We start from the raw sequence: 15,350 nt of genomic DNA on the forward strand, positions 1-15,350 counted from the left end.
ACAGTGAGCGCCGGAAGCCCCGACATGGAGACATAAATGAGCACGATCGCCACCTTATTCACCCGAGACCACCGCCATGCCGACGACGGCTTCGCGGCGGTGGAAGCAGCGCTGCTCACCGGTCCTACCGCCTCGGCTCTCGACGCCTGGGAAGCGCTGGAGGCCGAATTGCTGCATCATTTCCTCGTAGAGGAGGAGGCGCTCTTTCCCGCATTCGAAGCCACCACGGGCATGAGCAGCGGACCCACCGAAGCGATGCGGCTCGAGCACGCGCAGATGCGCGAGCTCTTCGCGCCGCTTGCCGCCGCCATTGAAGCGGAAGAGACGGAGTCGGTGCGCGATCTGCTCGAGACCTTGCTCGTGATGCTGCAGCAACACAACATGAAAGAAGAGAACGTGCTCTACCCTCTTTGCGACCAGGCACTGGCAACGGCACAGCGCGAGGCGATTGCCCGACGGCTCGCCGCGACTTCGCCATGACCGGCTCACCCCCCTTCCACCGAGCCCCCGAAGGCTACGCGGAGACGGAGGCGATGCTCTTCGACGCGCGGGAACTGCTGCCGCCCGATCCTTTCGTGCGCACGCTCGAGCTGCTCGAACGGCTGGAAGGTGGGCGCTGGGTGCGGCTGCTGCTCTATCGCGTTCCCTGGCCACTCTTCGAGGCGATCGAACCGGACGGCTGGGCGCACCGGGAGTATGTCCACGACGACGGCACGGTGGAGGTTCATCTTTTCCGCCCCTTGAACGGCATCGAGACGAACGCGCGATGAAAGCCCAGCCGCTCGACGTCAAATCCTCACCGCCGTACGCGGTGCCGCTGCGCTGGTTCGCGCTGGCGCCCCCCATGCTCGCGCTCACCGGCCTACTGCTTCTCTTCGAAGGGCCAACGGCGGTGCTCAGCCGGTGGACACCGGCCGCGCTCGCGCTCACCCACCTCACGGCGCTCGGGTTCATGGGCAGCGTGATGCTGGGAGCGCTGGTCCAAGTGCTGCCGGTGCTCGCCGGCGCCGTCTGGCCGCCGATGATGTTCCGCTGGCATCTGTTACCCGCCGCCTGGGGAACGGGGGTGCTGCTGCTCGCCGCCTCCTTTCTCTGGCCGAATCCGGCGCTGACGGGAACGGCCGCGATGCTCCTCACGGGCACGCTCGCGGTCTTCCTCTCCATCGCCTTCCTCGCCCTGGCATCCGCCCGCAATCCGGCCGGCGGGGATCTGCGCCGGGCCTTGACCGGATTCGCCCTCACGGCGCTGCTGGGGCTGGGGCTACTCGCGCAGCGCGAGGGAATCTGGCTGGCGGATCATTTCGCCTGGGTAAGCTGGCATGTGGCGAGCGCCTGGAGCGTGTGGGGGCTGGGACTGGTGGCAGCGATCGCCTACGCGGTGGTGCCGATGTTCCAGCTCACGCCGCCCTACCCGGAGCGATTCCGGGCGCGCTGGGGTAAAGCCCTGTGGCTGCTGCCGCTGGCCGTCGGCGCGGGCGTGGCGTTCGGCAACGAGGTGGCCACGGGCACGGCCGTACTCGGTGCGCTGCTCTTGGTGCCGCCCTTCACGGTGCAGACGCTGCAGCTGCAGGCGCGCAGCAAACGCCCCCGGCACGACGCCACCTGGAAACTGTGGCGCATGGCCATGGTCTCGACCCTGGCGGCGCCACTCGCGGCTCTCCTTGCGGCGGGAGACGTGCTCTCGCCCTGGTGGGCAGGGGTGATCGTCTTCTGGGGTGGATTCGCGGCGGTGATCTGCGGCATGTGGGTGAAGATCCTGCCCTTTCTCACCTGGCTGCACCTGCAGCAGCGCCCCGGCCGCCAGGGATTCCCCCCGACGATGCTGCGCATCACGCCCGAAGCGCAGGCCGACCGGCTCTGGAGGATGCACGCGCTCGCTGCTGCACTGCTCCTTGCCGGGCTGATCTTCCCCGAACCGTTCATGCGCCTGGCGGGGCTGGCGGTGATCGCCTGCGCGGCGCAGCTGGGGTACATCCTGTGGCTGGCGGTGCGCACCTACCGCCGCTGGCCGCAGACGACGCAAGCGCAGGTCGAAGTACCTCCCTCGACGACCTCACCGGGGTGAGCGCCATGGACTACGACACGCTCAAGACCTTGCACCTCACGTTCGTGAGCCTGAGTCTGGCCGGTTTCCTCGTTCGATACGTCCTCGCCGAGTACCGGCCAGCGCTCCTGCAACGGCGCCTGCTGCGGGTCCTGCCCCACGTCAACGACACGCTGCTCTTCGCCGCCGGCATCGGCCTTGCCGTCCTGCTGCGCCTCTCTCCATTCACTGTTTCCTGGTTCGGCGTGAAGCTGCTGTGGCTGCTGGCCTATATCTTCGCCGGTTCGGTCGCCCTCGGGCACGGACGCACACCTCGCCAGCAACGGCTCGCCTTCGTCCTCGCCCTTTTCTCGTTTGCCCAGATCGTGGGTTGCGCGGTACGCAAATCGCCTTGGGGATGGTTCGGTTAGACGGAATCGGGCGACTTGACGCGAATCAATGCGCCGCCAGCCGCCCTTCCCTATCCTCGGTCTGCCGAATCCCCAAGGAGAACAGCATGGCCTCTTTCTTCAGCACGAGCGCCGCCCGCAACATGTTCTATGGCGGCACGCTCTTTTCCGTCCTCTTGTTCCTCGGCGTGACGTTGCACACGGAGAGCGTGCTGCCGCAGCGCGACCAGCGGGCGCAGATCGCGACCAACCCGGCCATCGCCGCCGGCAAGCGCATCTGGGAGGAGAACAACTGCATCGGGTGCCACACCCTGCTCGGCGAGGGTGCCTATTTCGCCCCCGAACTGGGCAACGTCTATAAACGGCGCGGACCGGAGTTCATCAAAGCTTGGATCCAAAGCCAACCCACCGGCGCACCCGGTCGCCGTCAGATGCCGCAGTTCCATCTCAGCGAGCAACAGCTCGACGATCTGGTGGAATTTCTGCGCTACGTCTCCGAGATCGATACGGCCGGCTGGCCCCCCAACATCGAAGGATGACCGGTTCCCCCAGGAGAATTTCCCATGAAATACGCTTCCCAGGCGGTCGCGAAACCCTATTTCGTCGCCGCGCTCGCCCTCTTCGTCGCCCAGATCCTGTTCGGCCTCGTGATGGGGCTCCAGTACGTGGTCGGCGACTTCCTCTTTCCTCACATCCCCTTCAACGTGGCGCGGATGGTGCACACCAACGCGCTGATCGTCTGGCTGCTGATGGGGTTCATGGGCGCGGCCTACTACCTCGTACCGGAAGAGGCCGAACGCGAGCTGCACTCACCGCGGCTCGCGCTCGTCACTTTCTGGGTCTTCCTCGTGGCGGCTGGCTTGACGGTGATCGGTTATCTTTCCGTCCCTTATGCCACGCTCGCCAAGCTCACCGGCAATGAATTCCTACCGACGATGGGACGCGAATTCCTCGAGCAGCCGACACTCACCAAGATCGGCATCGTGCTGGTGGCCCTGTCGCTGCTCTACAACCTGTCGCTGACCTATCTGCGCGGGCGCAAGACGGCGATCACCTCGGTGCTGCTCTTCGGCCTGTGGGGACTGGCGCTGATGTTCCTCTTCGCTTTCGTCAATCCGATCAACGTGGTGCGCGACAAATTCTACTGGTGGTGGGTGGTGCACCTGTGGGTGGAAGGCGTGTGGGAACTGGTGATGGGAGCGATCCTCGCCTTCGTGCTCGTCAAGATCACCGGTGTCGACCGTGAGGTGATCGACAAGTGGCTCTACGTGATCGTAACCCTGACGCTGGTGAGCGGACTGATCGGCACGGGGCACCACTACTACTGGATCGGTCTGCCGGAATACTGGCAGTGGCTCGGCTCGCTCTTCTCGGCGCTGGAGCCGTTGCCCTTCTTCGCCATGGTGCTCTTCGCCTTCAACATGGTCAATCGCCGCCGGCGCGATCATCCCAACCGGGCCGCGACGCTGTGGGCGCTGGGCACCAGCGTGATGGCCTTCCTCGGCGCGGGGGTCTGGGGATTCCTGCACACGCTCGCGCCGGTGAATTACTACACCCACGGCACGCAGCTCACCGCCTCGCACGGACACATGGCCTTCTACGGCGCCTACGTGATGGTGGTGCTGACGATCCTCTCCTACGCCTGGCCGCAGCTGCACGGGCGCACCGCGCAGGGCAACCGCTCGCAGGTGCTGGAGATGTGGGGATTCTGGCTGATGACGGTGTCGATGGTGTTCATCACCCTCTTTCTCACCGCTGCCGGCCTGCTGCAGATCTGGCTGCAGCGCATGGGTGATACGCCGCTGCCCTTCATGGCGGCGCAGGAGAAAATCGCCTTCTTCTACTGGCTGCGGGAAGGCACGGGCGTGGTGTTCCTGGTCGGGCTTTTGACCTATTTGGCGAGTTTCTTCATCGGCGTAAAGGGCAGCCCCGCCTATGGTGAGGCAGCGCGTTCTTGAGCCGGACGACAAAGGGCGGAGGCTCGAGTCTCCGTCCTTTCTTTCCCCCGAACGTTTCAGTGGCTGGTACCGCCGGAGCGTTCCAACTTGTTCGCGACGTTGTACTTGCCGATGGGCTTGTTCATGGGGATGCGGCGCACGAGCTGCAGCGTCTGCGTATCGATCACCCACAAGGCGCCATCGGGAGCCGGCTCCATGACGCTCGCCAGCGCATGGCGGCCATCGCGCGTGAATTCCACGTGCGCAAACGTCTTTCCTGGTTCGGGGCGCAACGTCGCCACGATCTGCAGCGTCTCCTTGTCGAGAACTTGGATGCCGTCGCGACACTCTTTCGTCATCATGCCGTCGACGAAGGCATAGCGGCTGTTCTCATGGGTGCGCACGAAGAACCCCTGCCCGCACAGCGGCACCTCGGCGACGGTATGCCAGTCGTCGAGGTCGATCACCGACAGCACCGGCCGCTGCAGATTGGTCGAGGCCATCAGGGTTCGCCCCTGCCGCTCGAAGACGACGCCGGAACCGAGATGCGGCATCCCGTCGAGGGCGAGTTCGGCCACGGGGCGGCCGACGTCGAGATCGATCACCTGGGCGCGGCCGTCGCGCGAAGCGCCGAGGACGCGGCGGTAGGACGGGTCGAAGAAGAAATCGTCGAGCACCAGATCCAGATCGACGCGGCGCGGATGCAAAAAACCGGGACGGCCGAGCGCCTCGGCCATGCGGTAGTCGTGCACCAGCCCGTCGTAGACCGGGGCGGCGTGCTCGTCGTAGCTCACTTCCCACAGTTGCGGCAGGTCCTTGAGCGCGACGACGAAGCTGCGGCGAGGAGCCGCGTCATAGACGGCCGAGACGCGCGACTCGGTCTTGCCGTCGCGGCTCGTCGCCGTGAGAATCTTCACCGGTTCGAGATCGGCATCGAGGATGACGAGCGTGTGAGGAAGGTAATTGGCCACGGCCACGAAGCGTCCATCCGCCGAGACTGCGAGGTTGCGTGCGTTGATGCCGACGCGCACCTGGGCCACGCGTTCGAGCGCCCACAGGTCGAATTTCTCCACCCAGCCGTCGCGCGAGGCGGTGTAGACGAAGCGTCCGTCCGGCGAGAATTTCGGTCCCCCATGCACGGCAAAATGCGTCGGCAGACGGGCGAGCACGGTGAAGCGATCGCCGTCGAGCACGCTCAGGTGATGATCCCCCTGCTCGACCACGACGAAGAGGTTGCGCGGATCGGCCTCATGGATCGGCCGCGCGAGCGGACGCGGCGGTTGCGCCTCGCGACTGGCGCGAATGTGTTCCTCGTCCCACTGCGGCGGCTCGGCAGCGGGACGCAGCAGCCAAGTGGCGAGCGCGGCGAAGTCCTCCTCGGCCAGCGTCCCGGCAAAAGAGGGCATTTGCGTGGCAGGGCGACCGTCGCGGATCACCGCCGCGATCTGCGGCGCCCGCAGGCGCTCCAGGCTCTCGGGCAGCAATGCTGGCCCCAGCCGCCCCCAGCGATCGGGGCCGTGACAGCTCGCACAATGCCGGGCATAGAGGACGGCTGGCTCCTCGGATCGGGCAAGGGGTACGACGCCGAGCGCCGCGATGAGACAGGCAAGAAGGGATTTCACGCGGCGATCTCTTCGTCGTAGAGGTAACAGCCGGGATCTTCTCCCCAGGGCGATCCGGCACCGATCTTGGCGCGCACGCGCGAACTGCCGTTACACAGGTCGAGGAAACGGCAGCGGGCACAGCGCCCCTCGAGCCGGCGGGGATGTTCGCGCAATCGTGCCAGCAGCATGTCTTCGGGATCGGACCAGATGGCGGAGAAGGGGCGCTCGCGCACATCGCCGAGCCGCAGATGCCACCACATCGTGTCCGGATGCACTTTGCCCAGATTGTCGATGTTGGCGATATTGACGCCGCTCGCGTTGCCCCCCCATTGCCGCAGCTTGGCCTCGATGTGCGCCGCCCGCTCGGGGAAACGCCGCCGCACCCACAGCAGGAAGAAGGCGCCGTCGGCATCCTGGTTGCCGGTGGTGTATTCGCGCTTTCCTCCTTCCTGCCATTCCTGCAGACAGCGCTCGAAGAGCGTCTCCAGCGCCCAGCGGGCGGTCTGGACCGCGGCGTCCTGAGCGCGGTTCTTGCGGCCGCGTCCGGCGTAATTGAGGTGCGAGAGATAGAAGCGGGGCACGTTCTCGGCACGAACCCAGTCAAGAAGCGGCACGAGGTCGGCGGCGTTGCCCTCGGTGAGGGTGAAGCGCACCCCTACCTTGAGGCCGCGCGCCACGGCGCCGCGCACGGCCCGTGCGCTGGCGGCGAACGCCCCCACGTGACGGCGAAAACGGTCATGCGTGGCCTCGAGCCCGTCGAGGCTGATGCCCACATAGTCGAATTCGGCCGCGGCGATGCGATCGAGCATCGCCTCGTCGATGAGCGTGCCATTGGTCGACAGCGCCACGTACATCCCCTGTGCTTTGGCGTGCGCGGCCAGGGTGAAGAGATCCGGCCGCAGCAACGGCTCGCCGCCGGAGAGGATCAGCGCCGGCACGCGAAAGCGCGCCAGGTCGTCGATCACCGCGAGCGCCTCGGCGGTGCCGAGCTCGCCGGCGAAGTCGGCGTCGGCCGACAGGGAATAGCAGTGCTCGCAAGCGAGGTTGCAGCGCCGGATCAGGTTCCAGATCACCACCGGCCCCGGCGGACGACGGCGCGGTCCGACCGGCGTGGGCGAGAAGAGTTCATCGATGAAGGCGCTCAGGCGAAACACGGTCCTGCTCCTTTCAGAAATCCAGCCGTACACCCGTCTTTTTCAGGATACGGCTGGAGAACAACACCTCGTGAGCGCGCACGGCCCCCGGAAAGCGCGCGGCGAGCAGGGCTGCGACAGAGGCGACCGCCCGCTCCACCTCGACGCGCTCGCGCGCGTGGAACATGGCGAACAAGTTGTAGCGCCACAGCGGCGGGGCACGTGGCCGACGATAGCAGTGGCTCACTTCGCCCTGCTCGGCGAGCCAGCGCCCGAGATCATCGACGTATTCATCGTCCACGTCCCACACGCTCATGCCATTGGCGACATAGCCCAAGGCATAGTGGTTGGGGGCGGCGGCGATGCGGCGGATCACCCCGACCGCGTGCAACCGCGCGAGCCGTGCGAAGACTTCCTCCGGCGCCCAGCCCAAGCGCTCGGCCAGCGCGTGGTACGGCCGCACTGCGAGCGGCAGCCCTTCCTGCGTAGCCAACATCAACGCCCGGTCCCGCTCGTCGGGCACGAAGGGCGCCTCGCCGTTCATGGACGCAACCTCAAGCGCACGAAATACTCGCGCTCCTTGGGGAAGAGCCACACCGGCAGAGAGACGGCATTCTCGATCGCCCGCGCCGTCTCGACGATTCCCTCGGGGCGCGTGGCCGCGAGCACGAACCACATGTTGAGCGCGTGTTCGCGGCGGTAGTTGTGTGCCACCTGGGGAAAGGCGCCGACGGCGACCGTCACCTCGTCGAAGCGCTCCTCGGGCACCGCCATCGCCGCCAGGCAGAACGCGCCCCCCATGCGCTCGACCTGGAAGAAGGGCCCGAAGCGCGTCACGATCCCCTCGGCGAGATAGCGCCGCAGCCGCTGCAGGACCTCCTCCTCGCTCACCCCGAGCCCTGTGGCCAATACGGCGAAAGGCCGCTCACACAGGGGCAGGTCATCCTGCAGCGCCCACAGCAGCTGCCGATCGAGATCATCGAGCGTCGCCGGCCTCCTCTCTCTCATCGCTCCCGCCCCGTGTAGTCCGCGCCGGTCTGCTTGTATTCCTTGGTGCTGAAAAGCACCCGGTGCGGCCAGCGATCGAGCCCGAGCTCAACCCCAAGACGATGGCGCTCGCGCAACACCGTCTCGCGATCGCGGCCATGGATCATCGCATAGAGGTTGTAGGGCCAGTGCGGAGGCGCGCGGAAACGTTCGTAGCACAAGCTCACCGCCGGCTCGAGAGCAAGCCGCTCGCCTGCCTCGCGCACTGCATCGTCGGACACATCCCACACGCACATGGCATTGGCCCGGTAGCCGAGACGGCGGTGACGCACCACCGCCCCGATGCGGCGCACCACCCTCGTGCCGATCCACTGCTCGAGCTGGGCGATCACCGCCGTCTCCGACCAGCCGATTGCCTCCCCCACCGCGGCATAGGGATGCGGCACCAGCGGCAAACCCGCCGAGAGCGCATGGACCAAGGGTTCCATCTCGGCCGAGAGGCTCGCCTGCGTCGGCACCTCCGCCTTGATTGGCGCGCGTTTCTTCTCTCCAGTCAGATCGAAGCCGAGGTCGACGAAGAATTCGGTGCGCAACGGCAGGGCGATCACCGGTACGTCCAGAGCCCGCTCGATCGCCACGAGTATCGCCCGGCCCCGCGATTCGGAAGGAGACGTGATTACGAACCACAGATTCCATTCGTCCTCGCGGGCATAGTTGTGATTCACCTCGGGAAAGATGCTCACGCACTCGGCAACCGCATCGAGCTTGTCAGGCGGTACGCGCGCGGCCGCGAGCGTACTCCAGCCAAGGCGCCGCGGTGCCCACACCGGCCCCAGCCGCGCCATCCATCCTGCCTTCCGGGCGGCGGCGAACGCCTCGATCACCTTTGTCTCGCCCGTTCCCTCGTACCCGGCAACGGCCGCAAAAGGCGAAGGCACGAGTGGGAAACCCCGCTGCCAGCGATTGACCAAGGAAAGCAGCGTATCCATCGACTCACATCCCGAAACGCGTGGCACGGTGCGTGAAAAAAATTCCGCTGGGGCTTCGGGCCGCAAAACGGTTGCGCTCCTGGTGCGTCAGCGCATCGTAGACCACGACGCGGTCGTCGTCGCGGCACGACACCCACACCTGATCCCCTTTCGGCGTGAATTCCATATGTAATACCGCCTGTCCCGGTACGAGCGTATCACGCACCGTCAGCGTCTCGGCATCGATCACCTGCACGCGACCGTTGTCAGGGAAAGCGAAGTTCACCCAGATCTCCCGCCCGTCCGGACGAGCCATGACGAAAACGGGCTGCCCCGCCACGGCCACACGTCCGAGCTCACGCCAATCGCGCCGATCGACGACCAACACCTCGTGCCGCCCGATCGCCGGAAGGAAGAGACGCTCTCCGGCCTGTGCCCAACCCCGCAGATGCGGCATCTTATAGACGGGCAGAAGGGCCTCGCCCCGGCCATATCCGTCGAGGATACGGCGCACCCCGGCCTCCGGATGCCAGGAATCCCACAGCGCCACACCATCTTCGCCGAAAAGCCCGGCAAGGTAGAAACGCCCGTCCGGAGTCACCAGCCCGTCATAGGGCTGGCGACCGGCAGAAGCGCACTCCGTACGGGGGGTGTCGGGCACGGAGAAGTCGCTCACGCAGATCTCGCCAGCATCGAAGAGCGCATAGGCGAAACGCTGCCCCGGCAGATCGGCCAGCCCCACCACTTTCGAGGCTTTGCCGTCCGGCCCTGCTTTGGCCGGTACTTCGGCCACCCGATGCAGATCGTCGGCATCGAACGCCACGATACCACCGGGTTCGTAGTTCTGGGCCACGACGAGGCGCCCGTCCTGCGAAATGGCCCCGCCGATGGAATTTCCTGCCTGCTGCACCCGAGCGACGATGCCCGGTCGCAGCAAATCGATCTTGGTGAGCGCCCCATCGCGCCCAAAAATGTAGGCGAAGCGCTGATCACGCGAGAAAACCACTGAGGCATGCGACAGATCCCCCAGCCCTTCGACGCGGGCGAGCACCTCGGGCGTGGTGTGCGCCACGATCAGCACGCTGCCGCTCGCCCGCTCGATCACCACTCCCAGATCGCCCGTACCGCGCTCCTGCGCCCCAGACAGTCCTACGACGCCGGCACTCAGTGCGAAGACGAACCAGCGGGCAGCGGAGGAAAGCCTTCTTGCAAACGCTCGACGATCCATGTGATCTCCTCCGTACCGAGTAGCCCCGAAAAGGGCGGCATTGGCGTGCCGGGGCGACCTTGGGCGATCACCGCCGCCAGCATCTCCCCGTCCTTGCCGGCGAGCCGCTCCGCCGTGAGCGCCGGCCCCAGCCCACCTCGCAGGCTCAGGCCGTGGCAAGCACCGCAGTCCTGGCGCACCAGGCGCACGAGCGCCTCCTGACGCTCTACCCCCGGTTCGGCGTGGACCGCAGCGGCGAAGACCAGCCCCCAAGCCACGCCGAATACCCCCTGCCAGCACCGCATCCCCTCGCCCTTCGTCTCAATAGACGTCATGCTGCGTGTTATAGACGTTGAAGTGCCCCGTCGGCGTGATCAAGCGCGGATCCTTGATCACCGCTTTCAGCTGCAGCGTCTTGTCATCGACGATGACCAGCGCCGACTGCTTGTCTTTCGCCGACCACACGGCGAACCACACTTCAGTGCCGTCCTTGTTGAATTCGGGCTGCACCACCCGCTTGGCCCCGTCGTCATCGATCCCCGCCCATTCGGCGATTGGCAGCACCTTGAAGCCTTTGTCCAAAGCATCGATGTCGAACACCGCCACCGATTGCGAAATCTTCGCATCTGGGTTGAGCGGGGTATCCACGTAGAGATGCTTGGACTTCGGGTGCGTCTTGATGAAGAGGCTCCCTCCACCTTGGCCGGGCAAGGACTGCACCACTTTCCAGGCATATTGCGGGTGCTTTTGCGGGTCGGTGCCGATGAGCGCGATCGAATCGTCGCCCAGATGCCCCGTCGCCCACACTGGACCGTACTTCGGGTGGACGAAGTTCGCGCCGCGCCCCGGGTGCGGAATCTTGCCGACATCGACGAGCGCGGCGCGTTTGCCTTCCTTGGCGTCGATCACCGCCACCTTGTTCGACTGGTTCGCCGCCACGAGGAAATAGCGTTTCGAGGCATCCCAGCCGCCGTCGTGCAGGAAACGCGCCATCTCGATCTCGGTGATTCTCAGATTGTGCAGATCGGTGTAATCGACGAGGTGCGTCTTGCCTGTCTCCTTGATGTTCACGACGAATTCCGGCCGGAAATGACTCGCCACGATGGAAGCCACCCTCGGCTCGGGATGATATTCCTGCGTGTCGACCGTCATGCCGCGCGTGGCGACGATCTTGAGCGGCTCGAGCGTGTCCGCATTCATGATGACGTACTGGGGCGGCCAATAGGAACCGGCAATGGCGTATTTGTCCTCATAGCCCTTGTACTTGGAAGTCTCGACCGAACGCGCCTCCAGGCCGACGCGAATCTCGGCCACGGTGTCCGGTTTCTCCATCCACAGGTCGATGAGGTTGATCTTGGCGTCGCGCCCGATCACGTAGAGATAGCGCCCGGAAGCAGAAAGCCGCGAGATATGCACCGCGTAGCCCGTCGGGATGATGGCGATGATTTGTTTCGTGTCCCCGTCGATCAGCGCCACCTGGCCGGCGTCACGCAGCGTCACCGAGAAGAGGTTGTCGAGGTTGTAGGCATTCATCTTCTTCTTCGGTCGCTCCTGCGGCGGCACCAGCACTTTCCAGGTCGCCTTCATCTCCGGCATGCCGTATTCGGGCGGCTGCGGCGGCGTCTGCTGCACGTAGCGCGCCATGAGGTCGACCTCTTCGTCGGTAAGCTCGCCCGAAGTGCCCCAATTGGGCATCCCCGCCGGCGAGCCGTACTTGATGAAGACCTTCAGGTACTCGGTGCCTTTCTCCAGAGTGATGTCCGGCGTGAGTGGCTTGCCCGTGGCCCCCTTGCGCAGCACGCCGTGACAACCGGCGCACCGTTCGAAATAGATCTTGCGCCCTTTCTCGAACTCCGTCTTGGTCATCGGCGGCGCTTTCGGATTGATGTCCTGGTACATCTCCACCTCGGCCAAGGGCGAGCTGCCGGCCTGATAGCGGATCTCCTCCTCGGTGACCGGCTTCTCCTGTGCCCAGGCCATGCCAATGGCCAGCGGCAGCACCGCCAGCGTGCCCAACGCTTTTCTGCTCCGTCCCATGATCGATCCTCCCCGCCGATGAAAAAATTTGCGATGCTTCCACTCTAGAGACGACGCAAGGCGATTTCCTTGACACAAGTCAATTCGAAGAAAATGGTCTTCGCCGCACCATCTTGACTGCGATCAAGGACGATCTGACGCCTGAAAAGCACAATGTCCCCCAACCCTGCCTGCGGAGTCTCTCGATGACCGGCATCCCTCTGCAAGAACCGCACCCACCCACCTCCGCCCGTCCGAGCCTTGCCGCCTGGCTGGCGATGGCCTTCCGCCCCTTTTATCTGCTCGGAGCCCTGCTCGCGGTGCTCGCCGTACCTTACTGGGCGGTCACCCTGCGCGGCGCACCTGCCCTGCCGGGCGTGTGGTGGCATGCGCACGAGATGGTCTGGGGCTTCGGCGCAGCGATCGTCGTCGGTTTTCTGCATACGGCGGTGGCAAGCTGGACGGGACAGCCGCCGCTTCGCGGCGTCCGTCTCGGCGTGCTCGTGCTGCTGTGGCTCGTGGCTCGGCTGGCCTGGTTCCTCGGCGAGCGCGCCTTTCCTGCCGCTGCAGGCGCCGCGCTTGCCTTTCTTCTCCTTGCCGCGTTCTGGCTTGCCCGCTCCGTGCTCGCCGCGCGTAACCGGCGCAACTACGTCGTGCCGCTCCTGCTGCTGCTGTTCGCGGGCTTCGAGGCGGGGTTTTTCTGCACGGTGCAAGGAAAACTCGACGGCGAGCCCCTCGCCTGGCTCGATGCCGGCGCCCTGTGGCTCGCCGGGATGATCTTCTTCCTCGGCATGCGGGTCATCGCCTTCTTCACCAGCCGGGCGCTCGGTCTGCCGCAAGTCCCCAATCCAGCCTGGGTGCAGGCCGGTACCGTGGTCGGCGGGTTTGCGCTGGCGCTTGCCACGGCCCTCGGTGCGCCCGCACCGCTCATCGCCGTGCTCGCCGTGGTGACGTCCGGCATCGCCCTGCGCCAGAGCCGGCGCTGGCTGCACCGGACCGTCTGGACCAACCCCATGGTGTGGATCTTGCATCTCGGCTTCGCCCTGACGGCGGCAGGGGTCCTCGCCTACGGGCTGGCCGCTTTCGCCCCGTCCTGGCGCAGCGCCGCGGTGCACCTGCTCACGGTGGGCGGCATCGGCTCCATGACGCTCGGCATGATGACGCGCACGGCGCTCGGCCACACCGGCGATCACCCCAACCGCACCCCTCGCGGCCTCCACTCCGCCTTCCTCGTGCTGCTCGCCGCGGCGCTGCTGCGCGAACTCGCGACCTTCCCGGCCATGGGGAACGGCATGCTGCACGCAAGCGCCTTCGCCTTTGCGCTCGCCTATCTCCTCTACCTGTGGCGTTTCGTCCCGCGCCTCGTGCGCCCGCGCCCCGATGGACGTCCCGGTTGAACGCCCGCGCTCTTTCCATCTTCCCGCGCGGCATGAAGACGCAGGCCAAACCGTGGTACAAACCGCAACCAGGATAAAGACCGCAGGGAACGAGACGATGAAGCGGAAAACGATCGCACCGAAAGTCTATCTGGTGGGCGCCGGCCCCGGCGACCCGGAACTGCTCACCGTGCGAGCACTGCGCCTGCTGCAGGCCGCCGAGGTGCTCGTCTACGACAACCTGGTGAGCCCGGCCGTGCTCGAGTGCGTCCGCCCCGAGGCGCGGCGCGTCTTCGTCGGCAAGCGCGCCGGCCGGCATACGCTCCCCCAGGAGGAGATCAACGCGCTTCTCGTCGAACTCGGGCAGACCGGCGCAGTGGTCGTGCGGCTCAAGGGGGGCGACCCCTACATTTTCGGGCGCGGCGGGGAAGAAGCCGAAGCGCTCGCCGCAGCCGGCATCCCTTTCGAGGTCGTGCCCGGCATCACGGCGGCCTGCGGCATGGCCGCGAGCCAGGGCATTCCCCTCACGCACCGCGACCACGCCCAATCCTGCCTCTTCGTCACCGGGCATCTCAAGGACGGCGCCCTGCTGCTCGACTGGGAAGCGCTCGCCCGGCCGCGCCAGACGGTGGTCTTCTACATGGGGGTGAGCACCCTGCCCACGATCTGCCGCGAACTCGTCGCCCACGGCCTGCCGGCCGACACGCCCGCGGCCGTGGTGCGCAACGCGACGCTGCCCGATGCCGAACGCCTCAGCGGCACGCTGGCGAGCCTGCCTGCCTTGGCGGCCGCCGCCGAACTCGCCCCGCCGGCGCTACTGGTGGTGGGCGACGTGGTAGGGCTCGCCGAGCGGCTCGCGCCCCGAGCGGCGGCCCTTGCTGAATCCACTGTCACATCGAAAGCCACGCCATGACGCTTCCCGCCTATGAACCGGCCAGCGACGAGGTCGAACTCTTCGAACACGCCTGGCGCAACCGCCTGCCCGTGCTCATCAAAGGCCCCACAGGGGTGGGCAAGACCCGCTTCGTCACCCACATGGCGGCGCGCCTTGGCCTACCGCTCTTCTCCGTGGCCTGCCACGACGATCTGACCGCCGCCGACCTCGTTGGACGCCATCTCGTGCAAAACGGACAGACCGTGTGGCAGGACGGGCCGCTCACGCGCGCCGTGCGCGAGGGCGGCATCTGCTATCTCGACGAGATCGTCGAGGCGCGCAAGGACGTCACCGTCGTCATCCATCCGCTCGCCGACCACCGCCGCACACTGCCGCTCGAGCGCACGGGTGAGCTGCTGGCCGCACCGCCCGAATTCATGCTGGTCGTCTCCTACAATCCCGGCTACCAGAATTTCCTCAAAGGGCTCAAACCCTCCACCCGGCAACGTTTCGTGGCGCTGCGTTTCGGCTTTCCCGACGAGGCGCGCGAAATCCGCATCCTGCAGCGGGAAACGGGGTGCGACGCCTTACTCGCGCGGCGTCTCGTCGCCCTGGGTAACGCCATCCGCCGGCTCGACGGGGTCGATCTCGAAGAAGTGGCCTCGACGCGGCTCCTCGTTTATGCCGCCCTGCTGATCCGCGGCGGCCTGCCGGTGCTCGCCGCCTGCCGCGCGGCGCTCGTCGAGGCGCTGTCCGACGATGCCGAGGTCACCGCCGGGCTCGAAGAGCTGGTGCGCACCGTGCTCGGCGAATAG

At 66.3% G+C, this 15,350-nt stretch carries 17 protein-coding genes; 9 read left to right on the forward strand and 8 right to left on the reverse strand.

Features of this window, described 5'->3' with window-relative positions:
* Positions 1-36 precede the first annotated feature (36 nt).
* The 6 genes from ASC37_RS08340 (at position 37) to ASC37_RS08365 (ending at position 4,391) form a co-directional block, all read left to right on the forward strand.
* Complete coding sequence (locus tag ASC37_RS08340; protein WP_055423946.1) at positions 37-480, forward strand: hemerythrin domain-containing protein; 444 nt, start codon at positions 37-39, stop codon at positions 478-480.
* Positions 477-770 carry a DUF2249 domain-containing protein gene (locus ASC37_RS08345; RefSeq protein WP_082438431.1) on the forward strand — a complete coding sequence of 98 codons (294 nt, stop codon included), beginning with the start codon at positions 477-479 and terminating at the stop codon, positions 768-770. The genes ASC37_RS08340 and ASC37_RS08345 overlap by 4 nt, the downstream gene beginning before the upstream one ends.
* The gene (locus ASC37_RS08350; RefSeq protein ID WP_055423948.1) at positions 767-2,065 is read left to right on the forward strand and encodes a hypothetical protein; all 1,299 of its coding nucleotides are present in this window, start codon (positions 767-769) and stop codon (positions 2,063-2,065) included. The genes ASC37_RS08345 and ASC37_RS08350 overlap by 4 nt, the downstream gene beginning before the upstream one ends.
* Positions 2,066-2,070: 5 nt before the next feature.
* Positions 2,071-2,454, forward strand: a complete 384-nt coding sequence (locus ASC37_RS08355) for a SirB2 family protein (protein ID WP_055423949.1) — start codon at positions 2,071-2,073, stop codon at positions 2,452-2,454.
* An 86-nt stretch (positions 2,455-2,540) separates the two neighbouring features.
* Positions 2,541-2,972, forward strand: a complete 432-nt coding sequence (locus tag ASC37_RS08360) for a c-type cytochrome (protein WP_055423950.1) — start codon at positions 2,541-2,543, stop codon at positions 2,970-2,972.
* A 24-nt stretch (positions 2,973-2,996) separates the two neighbouring features.
* The gene (locus ASC37_RS08365; protein WP_055423951.1) at positions 2,997-4,391 is read left to right on the forward strand and encodes a cbb3-type cytochrome c oxidase subunit I; all 1,395 of its coding nucleotides are present in this window, start codon (positions 2,997-2,999) and stop codon (positions 4,389-4,391) included.
* A 56-nt stretch (positions 4,392-4,447) separates the two neighbouring features.
* Here the strand turns inward: ASC37_RS08365 and ASC37_RS08370 are convergent, their stop codons facing one another.
* The 8 genes from ASC37_RS08370 to ASC37_RS08405 are packed head-to-tail and all read right to left on the reverse strand — an operon-like array spanning position 4,448 to position 12,306.
* Positions 4,448-5,992 carry a nitrite reductase gene (locus ASC37_RS08370; RefSeq protein ID WP_055423952.1) on the reverse strand — a complete coding sequence of 515 codons (1,545 nt, stop codon included), beginning with the start codon at positions 5,990-5,992 and terminating at the stop codon, positions 4,448-4,450.
* Complete coding sequence (gene nirJ / locus ASC37_RS08375; RefSeq protein WP_055423953.1) at positions 5,989-7,128, reverse strand: heme d1 biosynthesis radical SAM protein NirJ; 1,140 nt, start codon at positions 7,126-7,128, stop codon at positions 5,989-5,991. Before nirJ ends, ASC37_RS08370 begins: the two co-directional genes overlap by 4 nt.
* Before the next feature lie 13 nt (positions 7,129-7,141).
* Positions 7,142-7,651, reverse strand: a complete 510-nt coding sequence (ahbB, locus tag ASC37_RS08380) for a siroheme decarboxylase subunit beta (protein WP_055423954.1) — start codon at positions 7,649-7,651, stop codon at positions 7,142-7,144.
* Complete coding sequence (locus tag ASC37_RS08385) at positions 7,648-8,115, reverse strand: Lrp/AsnC family transcriptional regulator (protein WP_055423955.1); 468 nt, start codon at positions 8,113-8,115, stop codon at positions 7,648-7,650. Before ASC37_RS08385 ends, ahbB (ASC37_RS08380) begins: the two co-directional genes overlap by 4 nt.
* Positions 8,112-9,083, reverse strand: coding sequence for a siroheme decarboxylase subunit beta (ahbB, locus tag ASC37_RS08390; protein ID WP_055423956.1), 972 nt, complete (start codon positions 9,081-9,083; stop codon positions 8,112-8,114). Before ahbB (ASC37_RS08390) ends, ASC37_RS08385 begins: the two co-directional genes overlap by 4 nt.
* Positions 9,084-9,087: 4 nt before the next feature.
* Positions 9,088-10,290 (reverse strand): cytochrome D1 domain-containing protein, encoded by a 1,203-nt coding sequence (locus ASC37_RS08395; RefSeq protein WP_055423957.1) that lies wholly within the window; start codon positions 10,288-10,290, stop codon positions 9,088-9,090.
* Positions 10,227-10,574: a c-type cytochrome gene (locus tag ASC37_RS08400; RefSeq protein ID WP_055423958.1), complete on the reverse strand. Its 348-nt coding sequence runs from the start codon at positions 10,572-10,574 to the stop codon at positions 10,227-10,229. Before ASC37_RS08400 ends, ASC37_RS08395 begins: the two co-directional genes overlap by 64 nt.
* A 16-nt stretch (positions 10,575-10,590) precedes the next feature.
* The gene (locus tag ASC37_RS08405) at positions 10,591-12,306 is read right to left on the reverse strand and encodes a nitrite reductase (RefSeq protein ID WP_055423959.1); all 1,716 of its coding nucleotides are present in this window, start codon (positions 12,304-12,306) and stop codon (positions 10,591-10,593) included.
* Positions 12,307-12,491: 185 nt separating this feature from the next.
* Here ASC37_RS08405 and ASC37_RS08410 point away from each other — a divergent pair, with 185 nt between their 5' ends.
* The 3 genes from ASC37_RS08410 to ASC37_RS08420 all read left to right on the forward strand — a co-directional run bounded on the left by ASC37_RS08410 (position 12,492) and on the right by ASC37_RS08420 (position 15,350).
* Positions 12,492-13,682 carry an NnrS family protein gene (locus tag ASC37_RS08410; RefSeq protein ID WP_055423960.1) on the forward strand — a complete coding sequence of 397 codons (1,191 nt, stop codon included), beginning with the start codon at positions 12,492-12,494 and terminating at the stop codon, positions 13,680-13,682.
* 97 nt (positions 13,683-13,779) lie between these two features.
* Positions 13,780-14,574, forward strand: a complete 795-nt coding sequence (gene cobA / locus ASC37_RS08415; protein ID WP_055423961.1) for a uroporphyrinogen-III C-methyltransferase — start codon at positions 13,780-13,782, stop codon at positions 14,572-14,574.
* Positions 14,571-15,350, forward strand: a complete 780-nt coding sequence (locus tag ASC37_RS08420) for a CbbQ/NirQ/NorQ/GpvN family protein (RefSeq protein ID WP_028873875.1) — start codon at positions 14,571-14,573, stop codon at positions 15,348-15,350. Before cobA ends, ASC37_RS08420 begins: the two co-directional genes overlap by 4 nt.

Source organism: Tepidiphilus thermophilus (assembly GCF_001418245.1).
GTDB lineage: Bacteria > Pseudomonadota > Gammaproteobacteria > Burkholderiales > Rhodocyclaceae > Tepidiphilus > Tepidiphilus succinatimandens.